Raw genomic sequence first — 21,102 nt, forward strand, 5'->3', positions numbered from 1 at the left:
GGCAGCAGAAAGATGATGATCATGCATTTTGCATTGCGCTATAGATCCGCCGTCTGGGCCGCCGGCCTCGTAACGGCCTCCCTACTGACCGTCACCGTGCGGGCCCAGGTCATCCCCATCCCCGCCGAGGATCAGAGCATCGCCACCCTTCAGTCCGAAGCGGACTACATCACCCACCTCGAAGCCTTTCGCGCCCTGCGCCAGAACGGCACCGAGAAATCCATTCCGGCCATTGCCAAGTACCTGCACGACGTGAAAAAGTCTCACCTCGCGCGCTACGCGCTGGAAGACATGCCCTATCCCGAAGCCGGAGCCGCCCTGCGCGCCGCCCTCGAAGGGGCAACACCGGAAACACTGCCGGGGATCATCGCCACGCTCGGCGTTCGCCGCGACGCCGAGGCCGTCTCCGCATTGACGCCCCTGCTGGCCGATGGGCACGTCGAAACTTCGGCCGCCGCCGCGAGCGCGCTGGGTCGCATCGCTTCGGCGGAGGCCGTCGCCGTGCTGACCACCGCCTACACGGCCGCCACCGACGAGGCCCAGAAAGCCCGCCTGGCCGAAGGACTCCTCGCCGCAGCGGAGCAATTCATGAAAGATGGCAAAGGCACCGAAGCCGCCGCTATCTATCGCCCCCTGCGCAAGAAGGGCAACCCGGAATTCGTTCGCGAAGCCGCCTTCATGGGCCTCGCCCTCGCGCTGCCGGAGAAGGCCCCGGATCGGGTGCTGAAGAACATCGTTGGCGAAGATCCGCTCTATCGCAACCTGGCCCGTGAAGTGGTCGCCGAGACCGAAGGGGCCGCTGCGACGGCCCGTTATGTCGCAGCACTCCCCACGCTTCCGGAAGAGGCCCAGGCCAATCTGCTGGACGGCCTCGCACGCCGTGGCGACTGCACCGCGCGCGATGGCGTCGTGGCTGCGCTGGACAGCAGCTCTCCCGTCGTAAAGGCCGCGGCGGCAACGGCACTGGGTTCCCTCGGCAGCGAAGCCGACGTGCCCCTTCTCGCTCCACTGATGCTTTCGTCGGACGAGGCTCTGGCCACCGCCGCGCGCAACAGCCTCATCCGCCTGCAGGGTGATGCCATCAACCCCACCATCGTGAAAACCCTCCAGGCCTCCGACGCCCCGACGCGTGCGAAACTGCTGGAGCTCCTCTCGGTCCGCATTGCGCCGGAAGCCGTTCCCCAGGCCACGGGACTGCTCGGCGACGCCGCGGGCGAAGTTCGACTGGCAGCCCTCGAAGTGCTGCTGCAACAGGGTTCCGTGGCCGAAATGCCCGCCCTGCTTGACGTCATGAAGTCGTCTAAAGTTGCCGACGAACAATCCCTGGCCGCGCGCACCTTCAACGCCATTGCGGGCCGTTCGGGTGACGAAGCCCTGCCGGTGATTCTAAAGAATCTCGACACCGCCGAGCCGCCGGTGAAGAAATCCCTCGTGGAAGCCCTCGGCAAAGTCGGTGGCGCCGCCGCGCTCCCCCCTGTCGTCGCGTTGCTTAAGGACGCCGATCCCGCCATGCAAAAGACCGCTCTCGGCGTCCTCGCCGACTGGCCCACCGCCGATGCCCTCGGCCAGTTGCTCGAACTGGCTAAGTCCGATGACGCAGCGTTGCATGACGCGGGCCTGCGGGGCTATACCCGCCTCGCTCGGGCCGCCGCGGACAACGCCATGCTCGACACGGCCATGAGCCTCACGAGGTCAAAGGAAGAAAAATGGGTGGTCCTGTCCGCACTGGGCACGGTCCACTCCGGTCCCTCCCTTGATGCCCTGGCGAAACATCTGGACGACCCCGAAGTTCAGAAAGAGGCCGCCGCCGCGATACTCACCGTTTCCGAAGCCGTGAGCAAACACAGCCCGGAAGCCAAAGTAATCGCCCGCAAGGCCGTTGAAAACGTGAAGGCCAAAGTGCCGGCAGAATCCGTGCAGAAACGCGCCAGCGACCTCCTGGCCAAGTTGCAGTAGCACCACCCCACAATCAAAACCGCCCGCGAGCACGCTCGCGGGCGGTTTTCATTTCCGTTGCACTCGCGCTACTGCCGGCCATTTCCCCGAAACTGTTCCGCGGCCTCCGCCCACATCCCCGCAAGCCGCGCAGCCACTTCGGGTTGCTCCTCCGCCAGATTCTTCATCTCACTGCGGTCGACCGCAAGGTCATACAACGCCCACGCGGTTTCGTCCTCCCGCTTCACCACCTTCCAGTCCCCCGCCCGAAGCGCCCCGCGCCCTTCATGCAGCCACCAGAGCCAGGGGCGCTCCACGCTGTTGTCCCGCGAAAAACTCGACACCAGACTCCGCCCCGGTGCCTCGGGCGCCCCGGAAAAGACCGGCCTCGCCACGCCGGAAATTTCAAGGATCGTCGGAAAGATATCGATAAAATGACCGACCTGTTGCCGCACTTCACCACGCGCCGCGATACCCGCAGGCCAGTGGATAATCAGCGGGGAAGAAATGCCGCCCTCGTTGGTCCAGATCTTGTGTAATCGAAAAGGCGTGTTGGCCAGACTGGAAAAGCCCGGACCCAGGCAGAGATAGGAGTCTGCAGAACCGGCTTCGGCGTGCGTGTCGTGCCCCTCGCCCCGAATTAGCTGCTCCGCACTTGCGCCATTGTCCGACATGAAGAGAACAACGGTGTTGTCATAAGCCCCCATCGCCTTCAGTTGCGCCAACACCCGCCCCAGCTCCCGGTCCATCCGATCAATCATGGCCGCATGGATAGCCATCTTTGTCGCCTGAAAGCGTCGTTGCTCATCCGTGAGGCTGTCCCAGGGCACGGCATGGGCCACTTCCTCGGGGCCAATCCGCGCGGCAAGTTCTTCGGCAGGCACGTTGTAAGGAGGGATGATGGCAGGGTCGAAGTCGGACAGGGGGCAATGAATAAGCCCCTGGTCGCTCAGCCGTTTCCAGCGCGCCTCTCGGAGCGCATCCCACCCCGCAAGGAAGCGGTCGCGATAGCGCTCTATATCTTCCGGCAGGGCGTGAAGCGGAAAATGGGGCGCGGTAAAAGCAAGGTAATGAAGAAAAGGCTGGTCCGAATGATTCGCCGCGTGCTCCTTCAGAAAATCCACCGCGTAGTCCGCGATGACCCGGGTAGCATAGTAGCCACTATCCGGCGCTGGCTGGGGCAACGACACGCCGTCCAGAAAATGTACTTTGGGTGAGAACACCCGGTCCTGATCCTGGAGAGAATAGGAGCGATCAAATCCATTCGCCAGCGGCTCCCCGTCCAGGTGCCACTTTCCTGTATGGTAGCAACGGTATCCCGCCTCTTTCATTATGGTGGACAACAATGGCGCCCACGAAGGTCTGCCCCCGAGGTCCTCGTCCGAAAAAGCATCCCGCCGTACCTGCTGGGCATAGTAACCTGTCATCAACGCCGCCCGCGACGGCCAGCAGCGTCCCGTTGAATAGAACTGGGCATAACGAAGCCCCCCCTCCGCCAGCGAGTCCAGATTCGGGGTCTCTATCTCGCCCCCGTAGCACCCCGCATCGGAATAGCCCATATCATCGGCGAGAACGATGAGGAAATTCGGGCGCGGATCAGCCCCTGCATCCGGAAGAAGCCCGACGAAGCACAAAATCAGCAACAGGTAGCGCATAGAAAGTCCTTTGAAGTAAGCCGGCACCGTATCACCGCGCAGGACCATAGACTAACACGACAAGCCCCTGAATCGGATACGCCGCCAATGAGCGAAGGCACAATTTTTAACGTCCCAGGACAGACCGAAATTCGCGTCGATTCGCAGCCACCGATTTCACTACCTTCCGCATCCGAAGAGCAAAGTAAAATGGCGGTTACGAACATTTAGTTTAGATGATCCATCAGGATTGAGCATACGCAACACGTTCTTTCCTCCACAGATGACCCCGCAGGTGTGCCACGCGATCCGCCTCCGGCGGTTCGTGTGCCCGTGGCGAAGTGTGCCTCAGATTTGGACCATAATTCGACCCGCCCTTGTGCCCCACACCGCCTTCTTGATGGTCGAAGCGGGCTCAAGGAATTTTGACGGACGAACAAGCCGCACGGTCGTGGAGCGCTCCAAAGCCTGAGGTATCGGAACTCAACGCACACGAATCGGCGTTGCCGAATCGCGTGGCACCTCCGTAGTGATCCTGAATATCTGAATGCCCACCCCGCACGTCTGTACTGGATGAACCCGAAAAGCATCACTCAAAGGCCAGTTTTCCCGCCCACTTAGGATCGCGCCACGCCTCAGGCCTCGGCGGAAACCAGCGCAGCCGATCCGCCTCCTGCCCGATCGGCAATTTCCGGCAGCGGTTCACCAGCGCCTTGTAAAATTTGTCCGCTCCCCCTGGATCACGGTTTGCGATGAGCCTTCCTCCTTCCCAGAGCGCCCGTGCCGTCCTCTCGTCGTTATCCGGTAAGAACTTCGCCGCCTTCCACAGGAGCTCGGCGGCGCGCCATCGATAATGAAATCGTCGATTCGGCACCGGCGCGCTCGCCGCAACCCGCCGACGTTCGTCATCGCTGGCCCAGGCGGATTTCGTGCGCGGCTCGACCGAGAACTCAAAACTTCCATTCATCACAGCCATGTCCGGCGCGTGCGCCGTTGCGTAAAGATCGAAGCCCCATTTGCGGGTCAGCGCGGCCGCTTCCATCAGCGATTCACCGCGTGATTCTAAAGATAGATCACGGTCATTCGATTCCCGCAAGCACTCGTTCAACCGATGGACCACGGACCTCAGCCCCGCCCCCTTCTCCAAACCATCGTCGGTCTCATAACGTTCCCTGCCGGGCACAATCGCGGGGAGATAGTTCTCGGCTTCCTTCAAACTGCCTTGTCGTACAAGCCGCCTTCCCAGCAAGTGTTCCAGTGTCTGCCCTTGCGACAGGTAATCCCGCCAGATCCTGCGCTCAGATCGCACCTCCATCCACGGCTCGTCCGAAACACGCTTCACAAATTTCGTCAGTTCATTTACTGTCAGAACGCGATCCGCCACATAGGCCGCATCTTCGTGATATCCCCCGCGAACATAAGCTTCCAGCGCCCCCGCATAAGCCCCGATATTTAACCGGCAGGTACCCAAATCTCCCAGCACAAGCCTGCGGGGCTCAAACGGGTCACCAGAATAGTCGTAATTAGGCCAAACGTACTCCGGAGGAAACGCCTCCGTCAGCGATGCCAGAATCGCCTCCGATTCGCGCATCTTGCCTTTCCGCGCCAGCAGTTTTGCGCGAAGCCACTGACCATGAGGCTCCTTCGCGTCCGCAAACTCCAGCCACGCCTCGGCTGTCGGAATGTCCCCGGCATAATACGCCGTACACGCGATTCGTTCAGCGCCGTGGATTTCCCGTGTCGGCTTCATCGTCTTCAGCGCCTTCAGCCAGCGCCGACTTTCCCACGGATCCCCGGAATTCGCCCGCAGGGCCAGAACATTCATGCTCTCCGAATCGTTCATTTTATTGAAATCGAACGTATCTTTCCGAAAGATCTCAAACGTGATACGCTCCAAGGCGTTACACCCACCTATACGCTCTTCGGGCTCGCACCGCTGTATATACTCGAGATACCGATGTATGGCGGAAGCGTACTCCCCTTTCACCTCGTCTATCCGACCCAGCGCGTGCCGGCTGGCCGTCGCAAGCCCGAGCGAATCTTCGTAGCCCTCTTCCGCCAGTGTGATGGCCTGCTCAAAGTAGCGAGGCGCGATTTCCCCATCCCGCTTCAGCCAGATCTTCCCCAGCATGTACGCCGCCCACACACTCCGGTGGCAACGCTCCTCCGGCGCCAACGCGAGCAAAGCATCCCACGCCTCCGTGGCACCAACATAGTCCCGGCCATGAAAGAGCCGTGCGCCCTCGGCATATATCGCGAACTCGGCGGGTAGATACGCGTCCAGCTCCGGCGTAGAATAGGGCGTCGCGGGCGTCTCGTGCTGCGGACCAGGTCGCCGATAGAAATTCTGTCGCAGCCGTGCATAGCCCTCACTGACTTCCAGCACCGTTGCCACGTCCTCGCCCGCTTCAAATAATACGGTCTCCAGCTCTTGAAGATCTTTGGGGAGCGTATCCTTTTCCCACTGCGCCGATAAGACACCCCTTTCCGGTATGGGCAATCCGACATAGCGCCCCAACTCCATTCGGAAGCTCGTGCGCGGCCAATCCAGCATCGCCTCGCCCGATCCATCCCATACATAGCCTCGGGGAAAGTGAGGGCCGCACGCAAGAACGCAGGAGGCCTGTAGCATCAAGACAACCACTACAACAACGTGTCGCCGCATGCTCAGCCTGCCCCGTTCCATTCCGTCGTTCCTTCCATGCCGGCCGTGCCAAGCAACTTAAGTCCCAATGCCGCCTGTTCATCTTTCATCCGATACCAACCCACCAGAATGGGCGCTTGGTCAACGGGTGCGGCCCCCCGCAGGATGACAGCGTCGCCTCCCTTGGTCGCGACGAATCCGTTTACGCAGTCGGAAGCCAGCACATCACCCTCTGCAAGTGAGACTCGAATTTCAACGGCTCGGTTTGGCCGATCTTCCCCCACACTCTCGAGCCAGATCTCCGCCAGACCCGGATCGGGATAACGAATCTCAACCGAAAACCGGACACTGGGCACCCGGCCCTCCATCACCGCCGTGAGCACGGGCCATGTCCAGTTGCGGGTGTCCGAGATCACCGGCATGCGGAACCAGACCGCTCCCCGGAAGTGATCGGGCAGGTGTTCCGCCAGGGTATTTACGACCCCTGCGAGCGCTGCCGGCTCCGCGCGCACTTCCCGAAGCTGCGTCCCCGCGGGCCAGGCGGGGTCGGGTCCCTCGGCAGAGAGCCCTGCGAAGTCCCCCTTTGCGTCAAAAGCCACCTCGTAGCCATGGGTGGGCAGCGCGATGAAGTAGGGCGTCCCCAGGTCCTCCGCTCGGGCCACATACTCGGGGATTCGGGTCGTATCGCACAATACCATTGGCGTGTCGATGTCGCCCGGCCGCTCAAAGGAATGCACCTGAAGCACATAGTAGTCCAGTCCGCGCGCCAGGGCCGAAAACGCCCCATCATCAAGCCAGGTGGGCAGCACCGTGATGGACAGGTCCAACCCCTCGGGCAATTCCGGCTTCAAGTCCCGCAGAAAATCGCGATAGTGCCGCAGGGACCGCGTCGGCGCGTCGTAGTCCAACTGAACGCCCCGCAGGCGCACCCCTGTGGCCTGTGCCGCGGTGCACCCCCTCCGAATCTCCGAGGCGACCCGCGCCACCGCCTGAGTCACGTCGGTTTCCAACCCCGCGCCAAAACTGGCGGGATACCGGTAAACCAGCGTCACCGACAATCGCGTGCCAGCCAGCGCCGCGTAGTCCACGTCTATCGCGGGCATGCCATCCTCGTGAACGAGGACCATGAGGTGGCGCACATTCTCTGTGGCCCGCGCCAGACTCTCCCGAACCTCATCGGTCCAGAGTCGCTGCCAGACATAAAGCGCGTGAACAGGCCGCGCGCTGGGCTGCGAGCGACCGAAATCCAGTTCCCCGCTGTATAAAAAGTAGCCCGCCACGATGCAGAGGGCGACGCCCGCCGCAATCAAGTCCCATTTATATCGTTTCACGCCAAATATCCCCTCGGTTCCCCGTTACTATACCCCTCATCCCTTCGCGTGTACACGCAAAATCCCATCACCACGGACCGTTGAACACAAGAGTCCCCGGTGCAATAATGGCCGCCCCGGAAACCGCAAGTTCCAGCCCCATCAATGGAGACTCGCCATGAACATCATCGACGGAATGATCGAAGAATTGAAGCACGAGGCCGCAAACACCCGGCGCCTCCTGGAGCGGTTGCCCGACGACAAGCTGGGCTTCAAGCCCCACGAAAAGTCCTTCAGCCTCGGCGAACTTGCGAGCCACATCACCAGCCTCCTCGGCTGGACCGGGCCCACCTGCGCACTGGACCACTTCGTGTTCAACAAAGACGAGTGGCCCACCTGGCTCGGTGACAGCGCCGCCGCAATCGTTGCGCGCCTCGACGAGCAGGTCGAATCGGCCATCGACGCCATGAAACCGTTGAGCAACGAGGAACTCATGAAGAACTGGACCATGGCCGGCCCAGACGGAACCGTGTTTATTTCCATGCCCCGCGTTCAGGTGCTGCGCGCCATGATCCTCAACCACCTCGTCCATCACCGGGGACAACTCACGGTGTACCTGCGCCTATGCGACGTCCCCCTCCCCGCGCTCTACGGCCCCTCGGCGGACGAGCAGCACTGAATGACCGCGAAGATATCCGCCCATTCCCGGACCCTCAGGGGAACGTCCGCCCGAAAGAGCCGCACCGCTGCGGGCAACTTGGGAAATGACGCCCCGGTGGTGTAAACTTCCGCCCACAACTGATGCCAAGAGAGAGGCCTTCGGCGCTGCCCCGTGCCGTCGTGCCTCTTTGTGATTCAGGGCCTGCTTTTTCGCAGGCCGGCCGGGGAGGCCCGCGCGCCTGGACGCTACACTTCACTCGAAAGGCTGATTATCTTGGAGAAACGGACCCCGAGAAAGACCATTATTGGCTGGACGGAGTATATCGAGCTGCCCGAGTGGGAGATCCAGGCGGTGAAGGCCAAGGTGGACACGGGCGCGCGGACGAGCGCGCTCCACGTGGAAAGCCTGAGGGAAACGAAGCCCGGATGGGTCGAGTTTGATGTCGTCTTGACGACCAAGGGCCCGCGCATTCGTCACCGGATCCATGCCGAGGTGGTGAAATGGGCCAAAGTCCGCTCCAGCACGGGGGACTACAAGCGCCGTTGCTTCGTCAGGACCACCATCAAGATGGGGCCTATTGTTAAGGAAATTGAAATCTCTCTCGTCTCGCGCGAGAAAATGTTGTTCCGCATGTTGCTGGGCCGCAAGGCGCTGGAGAAGGACTTCGTGGTGGATGTAAGCAAGCGAAGTCTCCTCGGCAAGCCGGATAAAGGCCAGAAAAGGATTGATTTTTGAAAATTGCCATATTGAGCCGCAGTGAGCGCGGGTACAGCGTGCGCCGGCTGAAAGAGGCCGCCCTCGCAAGGGGCCATGAAGTAAAGCGCCTCGATACCCTCCGTTTTTCCATGACCCTGGAGCGCAACACGCCCGAGCTGTATTTTCGAGGCGCGCCCCTCTCCCATTATGACGCGGTCATCCCCCGCATCGGCCAGTCCATCACCCACTACGGCCTCGCCGTCGTGCGCCAGTTCGAGCAGTGCGGCATCTACGCGGCCAACGACTCTCTCGCTATCGCCGCCTCGCGCGACAAGCTCCGGGCCATGCAGATTCTGAGCCGCCACGATATCGGCATGCCCCCCACCGCGTTTGTGCGCGACGAGTACGACGTGCTCCCCGCCATCGCACGGGTCGGTGGTGTGCCGGTAATCATCAAGCTCCTCGAAGGCACCCAGGGCGTCGGCGTGATCCTGGCCGAGACGTCCAAAGTGGCCGAGGCCATCATCCAGACCCTCCACAGCGCCCAGCAGAACGTGCTCATCCAGAAATTCGTGAAGGAGAGCAAAGGGGCGGATATACGCGCCATCGTCATCGGCGACCACGTCGTCGCGGCCATGCGCCGCCAGGCCCAGGCGGGTGAATACCGCAGTAACGTGCACCGCGGCGGCACCACCCAGAGCATCAAGCTCGACCCGGTCTATGAAGAGACCGCCATTCGCGCCGCCCAGATCCTGGGACTGCGCATAGCCGGTGTAGACATGCTGGAATCTTCCGAAGGCCCCCAGGTCATGGAGGTCAATTCCTCCCCCGGCCTGCGCGGCATCGAGACCGCCACCGGCGTCGACATTGCCGGCGCGATCATCGCCGACGTGGAGAATCACGTCCTCTTTCCCCAGGTGGACCTTAAGCAGCGGCTCCGCCTGGCCGCGGGCTATGGCGTGGCCGAATTCACCGTGCACGACATGCCCCATCTCGAAGGGCGAATGCTCCGGGACACCGACCTGGCCGAGAAAAACATCCGCGTTATCAGCATCCGCCGCGCGAAGCACATCGTGCCCAATCCGCGCGGCGATGAGTCCATTCAAACGGGCGACACCCTCCTCTGCTTCGGGGAGCTGAGGGAGATGCGCGCCATTATCCCCGCACACGGATACGCCGCGCGCGCGATCCGAAAACCCAGAATTCGACCCATTCCGCAGAGCGCGCCGCGGATCGACGACATGGAGTTGATCGATGGCCAGACATAAATCCATCACCTTCGCTGGACAACGCGTTCCCCGAGGCGAGTCCAGAAGCCTGTCCCTGCAATTCAGCGAGTCGTATCTCGGTTCGCCCGTGACCGTGCCGATCCACGTGATCCGCGCGGAGAAGCCGGGCCCCACCGTGCTGCTTACCGGCTGCGTCCATGGCGACGAGCTCAACGGCATGGGCATCATCCGCGAAGTGCTCTATGGCCACCCCCCCGTGCTCACGCGCGGCTCCCTCGTCTGCGTGCCCGTTGTTAATGTCTACGGCCTGGAGCATCACACGCGATACCTGCCCGACCGCCGTGATCTGAATCGCGATTTCCCCGGCTCCGAGAAGGGCACCCTCTCCAGCCGCCTGGCCCATGTCATCTTCGACAAAGTCGTGCGCCAGTGCGATATCCTCATCGACTTTCACAGCGCGGCCGTGCGGCGCACCAACTATCCCAATATTCGCGCGGACCTCTCCAATCCCGCCTGCCAGCATCTGGCCCAGACCTTCGGCTGCGAGTTGATCGTGGACGGCAAAGGGCCCATCGGCTCGCTGCGGCGCGCGGCAACCTCGGCCGGCGTCCCCTGCATTATTCTGGAAGCCGGCGAGGTCTGGAAGATCGAGCCGAGTGTGGTGGAGGTCGGCGTACGCGGCGTGATGAATATTCTCAAGAGCATGAAGATGGTCGATGGTCCTCTCGAAACCGCCCGCTATCAGGTCGAAAGCCACCGCACCACCTGGGTGCGCGCGGAACAGGGCGGCACCCTCAGCTTCAATGTGAATCCCGGCGACCTCGTGCAGAAGGGCGAGATCCTCGCCACCAACTATAATATCTTCGGCGACGAACGACGCCAGCTCGTCTCGCCGGGCGACGGCATCATTTTGGGCATGACTACCATGCCCGTGGTGAAGCCCGGCGACGCCGCATTTCACATCGCCCTGGTGCCCCGTTCTAAGCTGAAACAGATTCGCGCGAAGATTGAAGAAAGCTCGTCCCACGATCTTTTCAACCGCGTGCACAGCGATCTGGCGACCAACGTGCACCGCGTGTAACACAAAACGGCGCGAGCCACAACCCGGACAACGCCGGACGGACGCGGCGGCGCGGCCCTCACACCTTGAAATGGCCCACCAGACCCATGAGACGCTCTGCCAGCCCGGACAGTTCCGCAGCGCTGGCCTGAACCTGTTCGCCGCCCCCCCGGATCTCACCGGCCGCCACATCCACGGACGAGATGTCCCGCGCAATCGTCATGGAAGCCATCGCCGTCTGTGCCACGCGCTCGTTGGCGTCTTCCACGCCGCCCGAGGCCTGCGCGATATTGGAGGCGACCCCACGGGTCACCGTGGCCTGCTCCTCGATGGCCGCGGCAATCGCCGTCACCAGGCGCCCCACCTCCTGTACGACGCCCGCGATTGACGCGTTGTCCGCGATTGCCCTGCCGACACTGCGCTGTACGCCGTCAATCTTTTCACGGATGTCTTCCGTGGCCAGGGCCGTCTCGCGGGCAAGCGCTTTAATCTCATTGGCAACCACCCCGAATCCCTTACCCGCCGCCCCCGCTCGGGCCGCTTCGATCGTGGCGTTGAGCGCCAGCAGATTCGTCTGGGAAGAAATTTCCGTGATCGTCTCCGTCACTTTTCCGATTTCCCCCGCCGCCGCGCCCAGTTGTTCCATAAGCGAGGATATATCGGCCGCCTGGACCCCGGCCTTAGAACTGATTAATCGCGCTTTGTCGGAATTCGAGGCAATCTCCCCGATCGTCGCGCTCATCTCTTCCGTCGCGCCCGCCACGGACAAAAGATTGCTTGATGCCTGTTCCATGGTTACCACCAGGCTCGCCGCATTCGCGCTGGACTGCTGCGCCGCCGCCGCAACCCCCGTGGCCTTCTCGGAGAGTACTTTCGCCCCACGCGTCGTTTTTCCGGAAATCTCAGATAGCTCCGCGGAGGAGTTGGCAAGGGTCCTGACACCACCCGCCACGTCCCGAAGCAGCCCGCGCAGGTCCTCCGTCATCGTCTGAAGGGCCTCGGCAAGCTCTCCGACCTCGTCACGCCGGTGCCGGAACGACAGGGGCACTTCGCCGGAAAAGTCCCCTCGGGCAAGTGTGCGGGTAAACGCAACACAATCCCGAATGGGAACTACAAAGCCCCGGGGTACGACAAATGCCACCGGGATAACCAACACGGTAATCAAGCCGAGCAGAAACGCCAACCGCACGAGGAGGCTGTTTAATATCCCGTGGACACTGTCGAGGGATATATCAACCCCGATCACGCCATCGAAGGTCCCGTCCGCACCATACACCGGCGCATACGCGCTCAAGAAAGTGCCCCACTCGTCCTCGTAGAAGTCCTCTTCCAGAACCGGGGAAGACAGACCGTCCACTGCTTCCATAAGCAGGGGCGTCGCGTCGTCGTACACGTCTCCGAGAGCGGAACGATCCGCTTCATTCTCCTCCGCATCCCCGACAAAGACCACCTGGCCTTCCGGGCCCTTCCGCGCCGTATAAACGAAGCGAATGTCCGTGCTGTTGTCGCGAATTTTGCGAAGTGAAGCAACCACGCGAGCGTAGGACTCGGTACCCTCGTCCTCCGGATTCCGCAATTGGGCATGATCCGCGGCGGGCACGCTCAGCGCCCCCAAAGCGGCATAGTCTCGAACCCGAATCCTGATACCCTCGATCAATTCCGCCCGGGTATACTGGTACGACAGGAAAACCAGCAGCGCGGCGCCACCCAACCACAAAAGTACGAGCGCCCCCGTAATTCGCTTACCTATACTCAGGTTACTACCTTTCATAATACTTCTATCGGGCTCTCTCTCGATTGATTGATTGATCATCTTCATACCAGCGGGGAACTCCTCGGGACGCTTTGAGCGAGGAAAATCTAGTTCAGCGCTACCACGCGCCACGGACGATTTCTTCGGACACCGCGACCACGTGCCTATTTCAGCGCTTTGGCCCAACAGGCCATCGTACACAACCCTAACACCTGGCTGCAAATGAAATTCGATCAATTCGCGCGCCAGGGCTCGGATCAGTCCCGAAAGCCCGTTCGCCGGAAGATCTGGCGTGGCGATGCTTGGCCCAGGACAGAAAAGGATGACGCGTTCAGCACGCGCGTGGTTTCTTCCGTGGAACGCCCCTGCTCTTCCATACTGTAAGACGCAAGCTCGGCCAGATCGTTCATGGCGCCCGTCACGCCTCGGTTGAACGACTTTGAATAGCTCACCGCATCGGACGCCACATCGATCAGCCGCTTGTAGTGAAATTCGAAGCCGTCTTCAAGCATCGCCGCGCGAAGATAGGCGAACATATTCGAACGAAACGCGGGTTCGCCTTTGATTCCCCGTGCAGGAAATACCACCGAGTACAGAGTAACCGTATTCATGGAGAGAATATACGTCGACCGCCCCGCCTCGAAAAGGTGAGAAGACCAATCGGTAAACGGGTTCGCGCAAAGGGGCAGGGACTCCATGGGGCGCAAGCCAATTCGTCTGGAAAGTTTGTCGGTAACGCGGAGAATCATGACGCTTCTACTGAAGAATTCCGTTGCGTCCGATGCGGTCGCAATGGCCCCACTGTAACCGATCCTCCTCCTTCCTTTCGAGATGAGCGCCAGCCTTTCCGTCACCCCGATGACCGCCGGCTTGCGTCGGCGCCAAACCCTCCGCTATGGTCTATCCAGTCTTTGGGAGAGACGGTCTCCCCCCACAAGCCGTTATATTTCAAGAGGCAAAACGCCATGCAATCCATTTCCGTGAAGCGCACCATTCTGAACGACTACGCGGCCTTCCTCCTCGCAATCACCGGCCCCATCTTCCTAATCCTGTCCATCGCGGGCGGCGTTTTTGGATTCCTGCCCGAAGTAAAACGGCCGGGAAGCATTCCCGTGACACCGGAAACCGCCGTGGTGGGTGCGGTCGTATCGCTGGTACTGACCGTCATACTGCTCTTCATGCTCTTCCGCCGCATCGCTCGTATTCGTCGAATCATCCAGACCGGCGAGCGCGTCGAGGGCGGAATAACGGACATCCGATTCATCAAGGACCGCGGACGGGTCACTTTCCGATACGTGCTCAACGGACAGGTGGTTGAAGGGGGCGCACCCGTCATGAAAAACGCCACCACACTCCAATTGATTCCAGGCACCGTGGTGGAGCTTGCCCTCGACCCGGAGGACCCCTCCAGGGCCATTGTGGTCGAGCTCTATGTCTGACTGACACCCTCCGGCTAATCACCCGCTTCCGCATGTTGCGGAATCCGCATGGCGTAAAAAGATCGGTAAACGAACACCAGCGCCACAAGAAAGAACACGACAGCCACGCCCAACCGCACCGCCGTATCCAGTTCGATGGCCAGTTCAACCGCGAGCAACCCGAAGAGCGTGGTGAACTTGATCATGGGATTCATGGCCACCGAGGCCGTGTCCTTGAAGGGATCGCCAACCGTATCCCCCACCACCGTCGCGTCGTGGAGCTCGGTACCTTTCGCCTTCAGTTCCGTCTCCACCAGCTTCTTCGCATTGTCCCACGCGCCACCGGCATTCGCCATGAAGATCGCTTGATACAGGCCAAAAACCGCGATGGAGATCAGGTAGCCGATGAAGAAATACGGATCCAGGCAGGCAAAGGCCAGCGTGGAGAAGAACACCACCACGAAGATGTTGAACATGCCCTTCTGCGCGTAGTGCGTGCAGATGGCCACCACCCGCTTCGAATCCTCCATGGAGGCCCGTCCCCCGCCCTCCTCCAGCTTGATGTGGTGCTTGATGAACTCCACCGCCCGGTAGGCCCCCGTAGCCACCGCCTGGGTCGTGGCCCCGGAAAACCAAAAGATGTTGGCGCCACCGGTGATCAGCCCAAGAAGGAAGACTGGATTGAGAATCGAGAGCCCCACGGTTACATTGGCTTCGCCGAATTGCCCGTTCAGCACCTGAATAATGGAGAAGATCAGCGTCGTGGCGCCCACCACGGCCGTGCCGATGAGCACGGGCTTTGCCGTCGCTTTGAAGGTATTCCCCGCGCCATCGTTCTCCTCTAGAAACTGCTTCGCCACATCAAAATTAGGTGCAAATCCAAAGTCCCGCTGAAGCTCCGCGTCTATACCGGGCACATCCTCGATCGCGGAAAGCTCATAGACCGACTGGGCGTTGTCTGTCACCGGTCCATAGGAGTCCACTGCGATGGTCACCGGGCCCATGCCCAGAAAGCCAAAGGCCACCAGGCCGAAAGCAAAAATCGCCGGTGCCGACATGATGGCGCCCAGACCGCCCGCGCTTACACCGAATGCGATAGCCATGATGAGAACGATGGTCATTCCCATCCAATAGGCGCTGAAATTGCCGCACACAAAGCCGCTGATGATATTCAGGCTCGCACCGCCCTCCCGCGATGCGGAGAGAATCTCGCGCACATGCCGGGAATTGGTGGAGGTGAATACTTTTACCAATTCGGGGATGACCGCACCCGCCACAGTGCCGCAGGTGATGATCGTGGCAAGTTTCCACCATAGCGTGCCATTGGCCAGGTCGCCAATCAGCACAACCGACAGCGCGTAGGTCATGGCCACGGAAACCAGGGAGGTCAGCCACACCAGCGATGACAGCGGCAGTTCAAAATCGAAGGCGTCGGCGTGCCCGAAGCGCGCACGGGACCACAACCCGTTCAACCAGTAAGACGCCGCACTGGTCACCACCATGCCGATGCGCATGACGAAAATCCAGACGAGAAGCTGGACCTGCACTTCCGGCTCGGGAACGGCCAGCAGAATAAAAGTGATTAGCGCGACCCCCGTCACACCATAGGTCTCGAAGCCGTCCGCCGTGGGCCCCACCGAGTCGCCTGCATTATCGCCGGTGCAATCCGCGATCACGCCCGGATTCCGGATATCGTCTTCCTTAATCTTGAACACGATCTTCATCAGGTCCGCGCCGATGTCCGCGATCTTTGTGAAGATGCCCCCCGCGATCCGCAAAGCCGCCGCACCAAGCGACTCGCCGATCGCAAAGCCGATGAAGCAGGGGCCCGCCCAGTCGCTGGGAATAAACAGCAGGATGACCAGCATGAGCGCCAGCTCCACGGAAATGAGGAGCATGCCGATGCTCATACCCGCGCTCAAAGGAATCTCCATGCACGGGTAAGGTTTTCCCTTCAAACTCGCAAAGGCCGTGCGCGAGTTGGCAAAGGTGTTGATGCGAATGCCGAACCACGCCACGCAATAGGTGCCCAGAATGCCGATGACACTGAAGAAAACTATCACGATCACTTTGGTCGGCGCGTAGTGGAGCAGGAGGCCGAAGTACACCACAATAATGACCGCGATGAATGCCCAAAGCACCGTCAGAAACTTGCCCTGGGTCACGAGATAGGTCTTGCAGGTTTCGTAGATCAACTCGGATATTTCAAGCATGCACCCGTGGACGGGGAGGCGCCGGATGCGAACCGACTGCGCCAGCCCGAAGAGAGCCCCCGCGATGCAGATGAGCAGGCCAAAGAGGAGGAGGCTATGGCCGCTGATCCCCACGAAAGTCACGCTGGACAGATCGGGCATTTTCAGATCCGCTTCGCTGGCGCCCGCCACTTGCGCCAAGAGGAGAAGAATCGTCAAGACGAGTGGCCCGAAATACTTGTTAAACGCTTGCGATGATAAGACGCTTGGGGCGTTGCAGTGCTTGACGGTTTCGGGGCCGGCCAACCGCCCCATCTGGTTCCATGCTTCGTTTCCCGATTCCGCGGATGCCTCGGCCAGCAATGCCATGCGATGTCCTCTCTGGAGTTCTCTTCCGGTCATGCAATGCACGGGCGACACGGGACAAGCCTCGCGACGCCATCCCCGCCATGCGCCCCATCAGGGGTCGGCGGGCACTTCGGACGTACACCAATCAAACATAGCCTGTATACACTTATATACCTTAGCTGGCTGAACGTCAAGAGGAGAGTTCTGTTCTCCACCCTGCTCCGGGCGAAAACGGCCCGGCAATGCGCCTTTTGTCAGCGTTCTTCAATGCGATAAAGATTGCCCTCCGTGCGCAAAAAGATGGCCGGACCGCTCAGCGCCAGAGAGGCGTAGGTTTTTTCGGGCAGCACATTCTCCGCGATCTTCCGGAAGGTCTTGCCCGCCTGAACGACATGTGTCGTTCCCTCTTCGCTGGTCACATAAATGCGGCCCCCACCCATCACCAGTGAGGCGGAGTAGCGTCCGCCGATATCCTCGCGCCAGTGCAGCGTACCCGTGGCCACGTCCACACAGGACATTTCGCCCCGATCGCTCACAAAGTACAGCTCGTCGCCCAGGGGCAGCATGGAGGGCGTGTGGGGCGCGCCCTCGTCCATACGCCACGCCAGATGCGATTCTGTGACGTCGCCCTCGCCCCCCACCCGGATCGCGAGCACGCTGCAGGGGTTGATGAAGCCCGTGGCCACAAACACCAGCCCGTGGGACAGCACCGGGCGGGGCACGACAGAGAAGCCCTCACCATAGTTCACCCGCCAGACCTCCGCGCCATCTTCCAGGTCGTAGGCGCCAACGAAGCCGCTGCCGGGCATGACCGCGCGCTTCCGGCCGCCCTCGTCAATCACCAGCGGCGTGCTGAAGGAGAATTTCTTCGAAGCGTCCGTCGTGCGCTGGGTCTTCCAAAGCACCTTGCCCGTATTCTGGTCCAGCGCTACCACGAAAGGATTCTGGGTATCGTCGCAACTGTAGATCAGCTTGCCGCCGGAGAGCGCCGGAGACCCGCCATTCCCGTGGGGCGTGTCATAAGCCAGCTCCGTCTGCTTCCAGAGCACCTTGCCCTCCGTATCGAGGCAGGCCGTGCCCATGGGACCGAAGTGAACGTAGACCTTGCCCTCCGCCACGATAGGCGTGGGACTGGCAAAGCTATTCTTCGGCTGTTTCTGCACCGGGCCCGACCAGGGGAAGACTTCCACATCCCACACAATCTCCCCCGTTTCACCACCTACCCGAAGGGCCCGGAGCGAGGTGGGCTTTTCTTCCCCGTCGAGCAGCGCCGTCATGAGGTAGACCCCGCCCTGATACACGACCGGCGAGGACCACCCAATACCGGGAATCGCCCGCTTCCATGCGATATTCTTCTCCGCACTCCATTCCACCGGCGGCGTGGCGCCCTCGGCGATACCCTGGGCCGTCGGACCGCGGAACTCGGGCCAGTCCTGAAGCGGTGCGGCCACCGCGGACAAGGAAAAAACGCCCAAACTCAGCATTGTGGTGAAAAAAAATCTCACGGGGAATTCCTTTCGGCTGCTCACAGGCACTCAATATCTCAGATTACGGCGCGCCATGCAACCAGGTCGCATGGGATTGGACACACGACCCGGCTCTGTGATCTATACTACCGCAAACTCGACTTGCGGTCGGCCGGGGGAACGGCAGGCGGCCATCGAGGTATACCGCACGACGGCGCACGGCGGAATGCCCGCGCCATGGAAGGATCTACCCCATGATACAACTATTCACTCTCACCCTTGCCGCCCTTTTCCTGCTGCCGCCCCTGGCGGCCCTGGCCGGTCCCGCCGGGAACGCAGGCGACCCACTGGCGGGTCTCGCCCAGTTGAAGATCGGCCAGAGCATGCGCGCCTCCTCCACCGACCCCAACCTCGAATCGGGCAACGGCGACGCGCGGCCCATCGAGCCCGGCGCGACTCTCGTCCTGGCCGATCTCACCGGCCCCGGTGTCATCACCCACTTCTGGAATACCATCGCCGCCTCGGACCATGGCTATTCCCGCATGCTGGTCCTGCGCATGTACTGGGACGGCGAAGAGCACGCCTCGGTGGAGTGCCCCATCGGCGATTTCTTCGGCATCGGCCATGGCGTGGACCAGCCCTTCACCTCCACCCCCATCAGTGTCAGCTCCGAAGGGCGGGCGCGCAATTGTTATTGGCCCATGCCCTTCGGCAAGTCCGCAAAGATCACCGTGACCAACGAGGGCGCGGGCAAGGTTCACGCCTTCTACTACTATGTCGACTGGACCAAGCTGCCCAGCTTGCCTGCGGACACGGCTTATTTCCATGCCATGTATCGTCAGGAATTCCCCGCCACCATGGGCCAGAACTATCTCATCGCCGATATCGAAGGTAGAGGCCACTACGTCGGCACCATCCTCAGCGTGCGCCAGTTGACCCCGAGCTGGTTTGGCGAGGGCGATGACTTCTTCTACATCGACGGCGAAACCACCCCGCGCCTCACCGGAACCGGCACCGAGGACTACTTCTGCGATGCCTGGGGCTTCCGCCAGTTCAGCTATCCCTACTACGGCGTGCCCCTCTACAGCAGCATGGACGCCTTCGCCCTCACCACCGCCTACCGCTGGCACATCACCGACCCCGTCATCTTCGAGAAATCCCTCCGCATGGAGATCGAGCACAAGGGCGTCACCTTCAACGAAGACGGAAGCATCAAGTCCGGATTCGAGGAGCGGCCCGACGATTTCTCCTCCGTCGCCCTCTGGTATCAGATCGAGCCCCACAAGGCCTACCCCGCCCTGCCCCCGGCCAAAGACCGCCTCTACCACGACTGGACCAAACTCGTCGAAGTGGATCAGGCCCTGGATCGCGTCACCGCCACCGAAGGGCCCATCACCCGCCAGGAAGGCGCCCAGTGGACCGGCGGTGGACAGGTATTCTGGCAGCCCGCCAAAGAAGGCCAGACCCTGAACGTACCCATCGAAATCGCCGAAGAAGGCGACCACGAACTCCTCCTCCTCATGACCCGCTCCTTCGACTACGGCAACTACGAAGTCCAGATCGATGGCAAGCCCCTCGGCGCCCCTCTGGACCTCTACACGTCCAACGTCACCACCAAAGAGTTCGCCTTCCGCACCGGAACCCTCAGCAAAGGCCCCCACACCCTCAGCTTCGTCAGCCGCGGCAAGAAGCCCGAAAGCACAGGCTACTACTTCGGCTTCGACGGCTACCTGCTGAATCGGCTGAAGTAAGGAGCTGTTTAGAACGAAAATATAGTGAAGAGCACTCCGGCGGTGTCGGCGGCCAGCATTCAAGAAGAACCTGCAGCGATGAAGAAAATGTATGTTCAGCATCTGATTGGTGGTCCCTCTTCCCTATTACACGATGAAAACCTTCGCCTCCCCCGGAAAAACCTCCGGGCCGTCACCCTTTACTGCGGTTCGAGGAGGAAGAAACTTTGGAGCGCGTCGGGACTGACGCACCCATCGTGGCCCGACCGAATTGCGTTGTCCTGCGACCCAAGGCCCACTGCAACAAGGCGTCGTAACTTTTCTGGGTGTGGCTGTCCCGTCGTGCGGGGAGTGGCCCCAACGTTACCACAGCCAAACCGACAGGCAACATGGCGTTTGGTCGATGGGGCAATTGGGACCGAGGCTCCCTCCGAGAGCGACAGGACAGCCACACCCGTCGATATCGCGGGCTCGCACTCGGGGAAATCGATGGAACATGAATAACGAAGATATTCATCATGTTCGCGGGTGCGTCAGTCCCTATGACATCCCGTGTTTTCTTAATAGTCCCGCAGCGAAGCCGCCCCGCAATCGCCGGGTGGGAACCCGCGCGGGCGCCTTGCTATACTGACCGCTCCTTCCATCAACCACCCCTTTACCCGACTGGACCCCATGCCCATGCTGCCCCCCTGCCCGAAATGCGCTTCCGAATACACCTATGAAGACGGCAGTCTATACATCTGCCCCGAGTGTGCCCATGAGTGGCCCCTGGCGGCCGCGGATGATTCCGCTGAACCCGGCGCAAAGATCTATCGGGATTCGGCGGGCAATGTGCTGCAGGATGGCGACACGGTGACGGTGATTAAGGATCTCAAGCTCAAGGGCTCGGGCGGGACGATTAAGATCGGCACCAAGGTGAAAAACATTCGCCTGGTGGATGGCGACCACGACATCGACTGCAAGATCGACGGCTTCGGCGCCATGAGCCTGAAATCGGAATTCGTCCGGAAAAGCTGAGTCCTCGGA

15 protein-coding genes are annotated in these 21,102 nt (G+C 61.2%); 8 read left to right on the top strand and 7 right to left on the bottom strand.

Translation table 11 applies throughout. The features are described from left to right. Nucleotides 1-21: 21 nt before the first annotated feature. Nucleotides 22-1,956, top strand: a complete 1,935-nt coding sequence (locus tag JNK74_03575; protein MBL7645252.1) for a HEAT repeat domain-containing protein — start codon at nucleotides 22-24, stop codon at nucleotides 1,954-1,956. Between the two features lie 68 nt (nucleotides 1,957-2,024). Here the strand turns inward: JNK74_03575 and JNK74_03580 are convergent, their stop codons facing one another. The 3 genes from JNK74_03580 to JNK74_03590 form a co-directional block, all read right to left on the bottom strand. After that, nucleotides 2,025-3,590, bottom strand: a complete 1,566-nt coding sequence (locus JNK74_03580; GenBank protein ID MBL7645253.1) for an arylsulfatase — start codon at nucleotides 3,588-3,590, stop codon at nucleotides 2,025-2,027. A 568-nt stretch (nucleotides 3,591-4,158) separates the two neighbouring features. Further along, entirely contained in the window at nucleotides 4,159-5,700 is a 1,542-nt protein-coding gene (locus JNK74_03585; GenBank protein MBL7645254.1) for a hypothetical protein, read from the bottom strand. Nucleotides 5,701-6,236: 536 nt separating this feature from the next. Then, nucleotides 6,237-7,544 (bottom strand): DUF3142 domain-containing protein, encoded by a 1,308-nt coding sequence (locus tag JNK74_03590; GenBank protein ID MBL7645255.1) that lies wholly within the window; start codon nucleotides 7,542-7,544, stop codon nucleotides 6,237-6,239. Between the two features lie 157 nt (nucleotides 7,545-7,701). On the opposite strand from JNK74_03590, the gene JNK74_03595 reads away from it, so the two are divergent. From JNK74_03595 to JNK74_03610, 4 genes are all read left to right on the top strand, one after another. After that, nucleotides 7,702-8,202, top strand: a complete 501-nt coding sequence (locus tag JNK74_03595; GenBank protein ID MBL7645256.1) for a DinB family protein — start codon at nucleotides 7,702-7,704, stop codon at nucleotides 8,200-8,202. A gap of 255 nt (nucleotides 8,203-8,457) precedes the next feature. Further along, a complete protein-coding gene (locus JNK74_03600) occupies nucleotides 8,458-8,919 on the top strand; it encodes an ATP-dependent zinc protease (GenBank protein ID MBL7645257.1) in 462 nt (153 codons plus the stop codon). Beyond that, complete coding sequence (rimK, locus tag JNK74_03605) at nucleotides 8,916-10,148, top strand: 30S ribosomal protein S6--L-glutamate ligase (protein ID MBL7645258.1); 1,233 nt, start codon at nucleotides 8,916-8,918, stop codon at nucleotides 10,146-10,148. The genes JNK74_03600 and rimK overlap by 4 nt, the downstream gene beginning before the upstream one ends. Further along, nucleotides 10,135-11,190: a succinylglutamate desuccinylase/aspartoacylase family protein gene (locus tag JNK74_03610; protein ID MBL7645259.1), complete on the top strand. Its 1,056-nt coding sequence runs from the start codon at nucleotides 10,135-10,137 to the stop codon at nucleotides 11,188-11,190. The genes rimK and JNK74_03610 overlap by 14 nt, the downstream gene beginning before the upstream one ends. A gap of 58 nt (nucleotides 11,191-11,248) precedes the next feature. Here the strand turns inward: JNK74_03610 and JNK74_03615 are convergent, their stop codons facing one another. Together JNK74_03615 and JNK74_03620 are read right to left on the bottom strand one after the other, a co-directional pair. After that, entirely contained in the window at nucleotides 11,249-12,940 is a 1,692-nt protein-coding gene (locus JNK74_03615) for a methyl-accepting chemotaxis protein (protein ID MBL7645260.1), read from the bottom strand. 239 nt (nucleotides 12,941-13,179) lie between these two features. After that, complete coding sequence (locus JNK74_03620) at nucleotides 13,180-13,776, bottom strand: hypothetical protein (GenBank protein MBL7645261.1); 597 nt, start codon at nucleotides 13,774-13,776, stop codon at nucleotides 13,180-13,182. Between the two features lie 111 nt (nucleotides 13,777-13,887). Here JNK74_03620 and JNK74_03625 point away from each other — a divergent pair, with 111 nt between their 5' ends. Continuing rightward, a complete protein-coding gene (locus JNK74_03625) occupies nucleotides 13,888-14,361 on the top strand; it encodes a hypothetical protein (GenBank protein MBL7645262.1) in 474 nt (157 codons plus the stop codon). Between the two features lie 14 nt (nucleotides 14,362-14,375). Here the strand turns inward: JNK74_03625 and JNK74_03630 are convergent, their stop codons facing one another. After that, nucleotides 14,376-16,847, bottom strand: coding sequence for a sodium-translocating pyrophosphatase (locus JNK74_03630; GenBank protein ID MBL7645263.1), 2,472 nt, complete (start codon nucleotides 16,845-16,847; stop codon nucleotides 14,376-14,378). Between the two features lie 287 nt (nucleotides 16,848-17,134). After that, nucleotides 17,135-18,385 carry a PQQ-binding-like beta-propeller repeat protein gene (locus JNK74_03635; protein ID MBL7645264.1) on the bottom strand — a complete coding sequence of 417 codons (1,251 nt, stop codon included), beginning with the start codon at nucleotides 18,383-18,385 and terminating at the stop codon, nucleotides 17,135-17,137. 215 nt (nucleotides 18,386-18,600) lie between these two features. Here JNK74_03635 and JNK74_03640 point away from each other — a divergent pair, with 215 nt between their 5' ends. Together JNK74_03640 and JNK74_03645 are read left to right on the top strand one after the other, a co-directional pair. After that, complete coding sequence (locus tag JNK74_03640; protein ID MBL7645265.1) at nucleotides 18,601-20,097, top strand: DUF2961 domain-containing protein; 1,497 nt, start codon at nucleotides 18,601-18,603, stop codon at nucleotides 20,095-20,097. A gap of 651 nt (nucleotides 20,098-20,748) precedes the next feature. Then, nucleotides 20,749-21,093: an alkylphosphonate utilization protein gene (locus tag JNK74_03645; protein MBL7645266.1), complete on the top strand. Its 345-nt coding sequence runs from the start codon at nucleotides 20,749-20,751 to the stop codon at nucleotides 21,091-21,093. The last annotated feature ends 9 nt before the right edge of the window (nucleotides 21,094-21,102 follow it).

It is taken from the genome of Candidatus Hydrogenedentota bacterium (assembly GCA_016791475.1).
In the GTDB taxonomy this organism is placed as follows: Bacteria; Hydrogenedentota; Hydrogenedentia; order Hydrogenedentales; family JAEUWI01; genus JAEUWI01.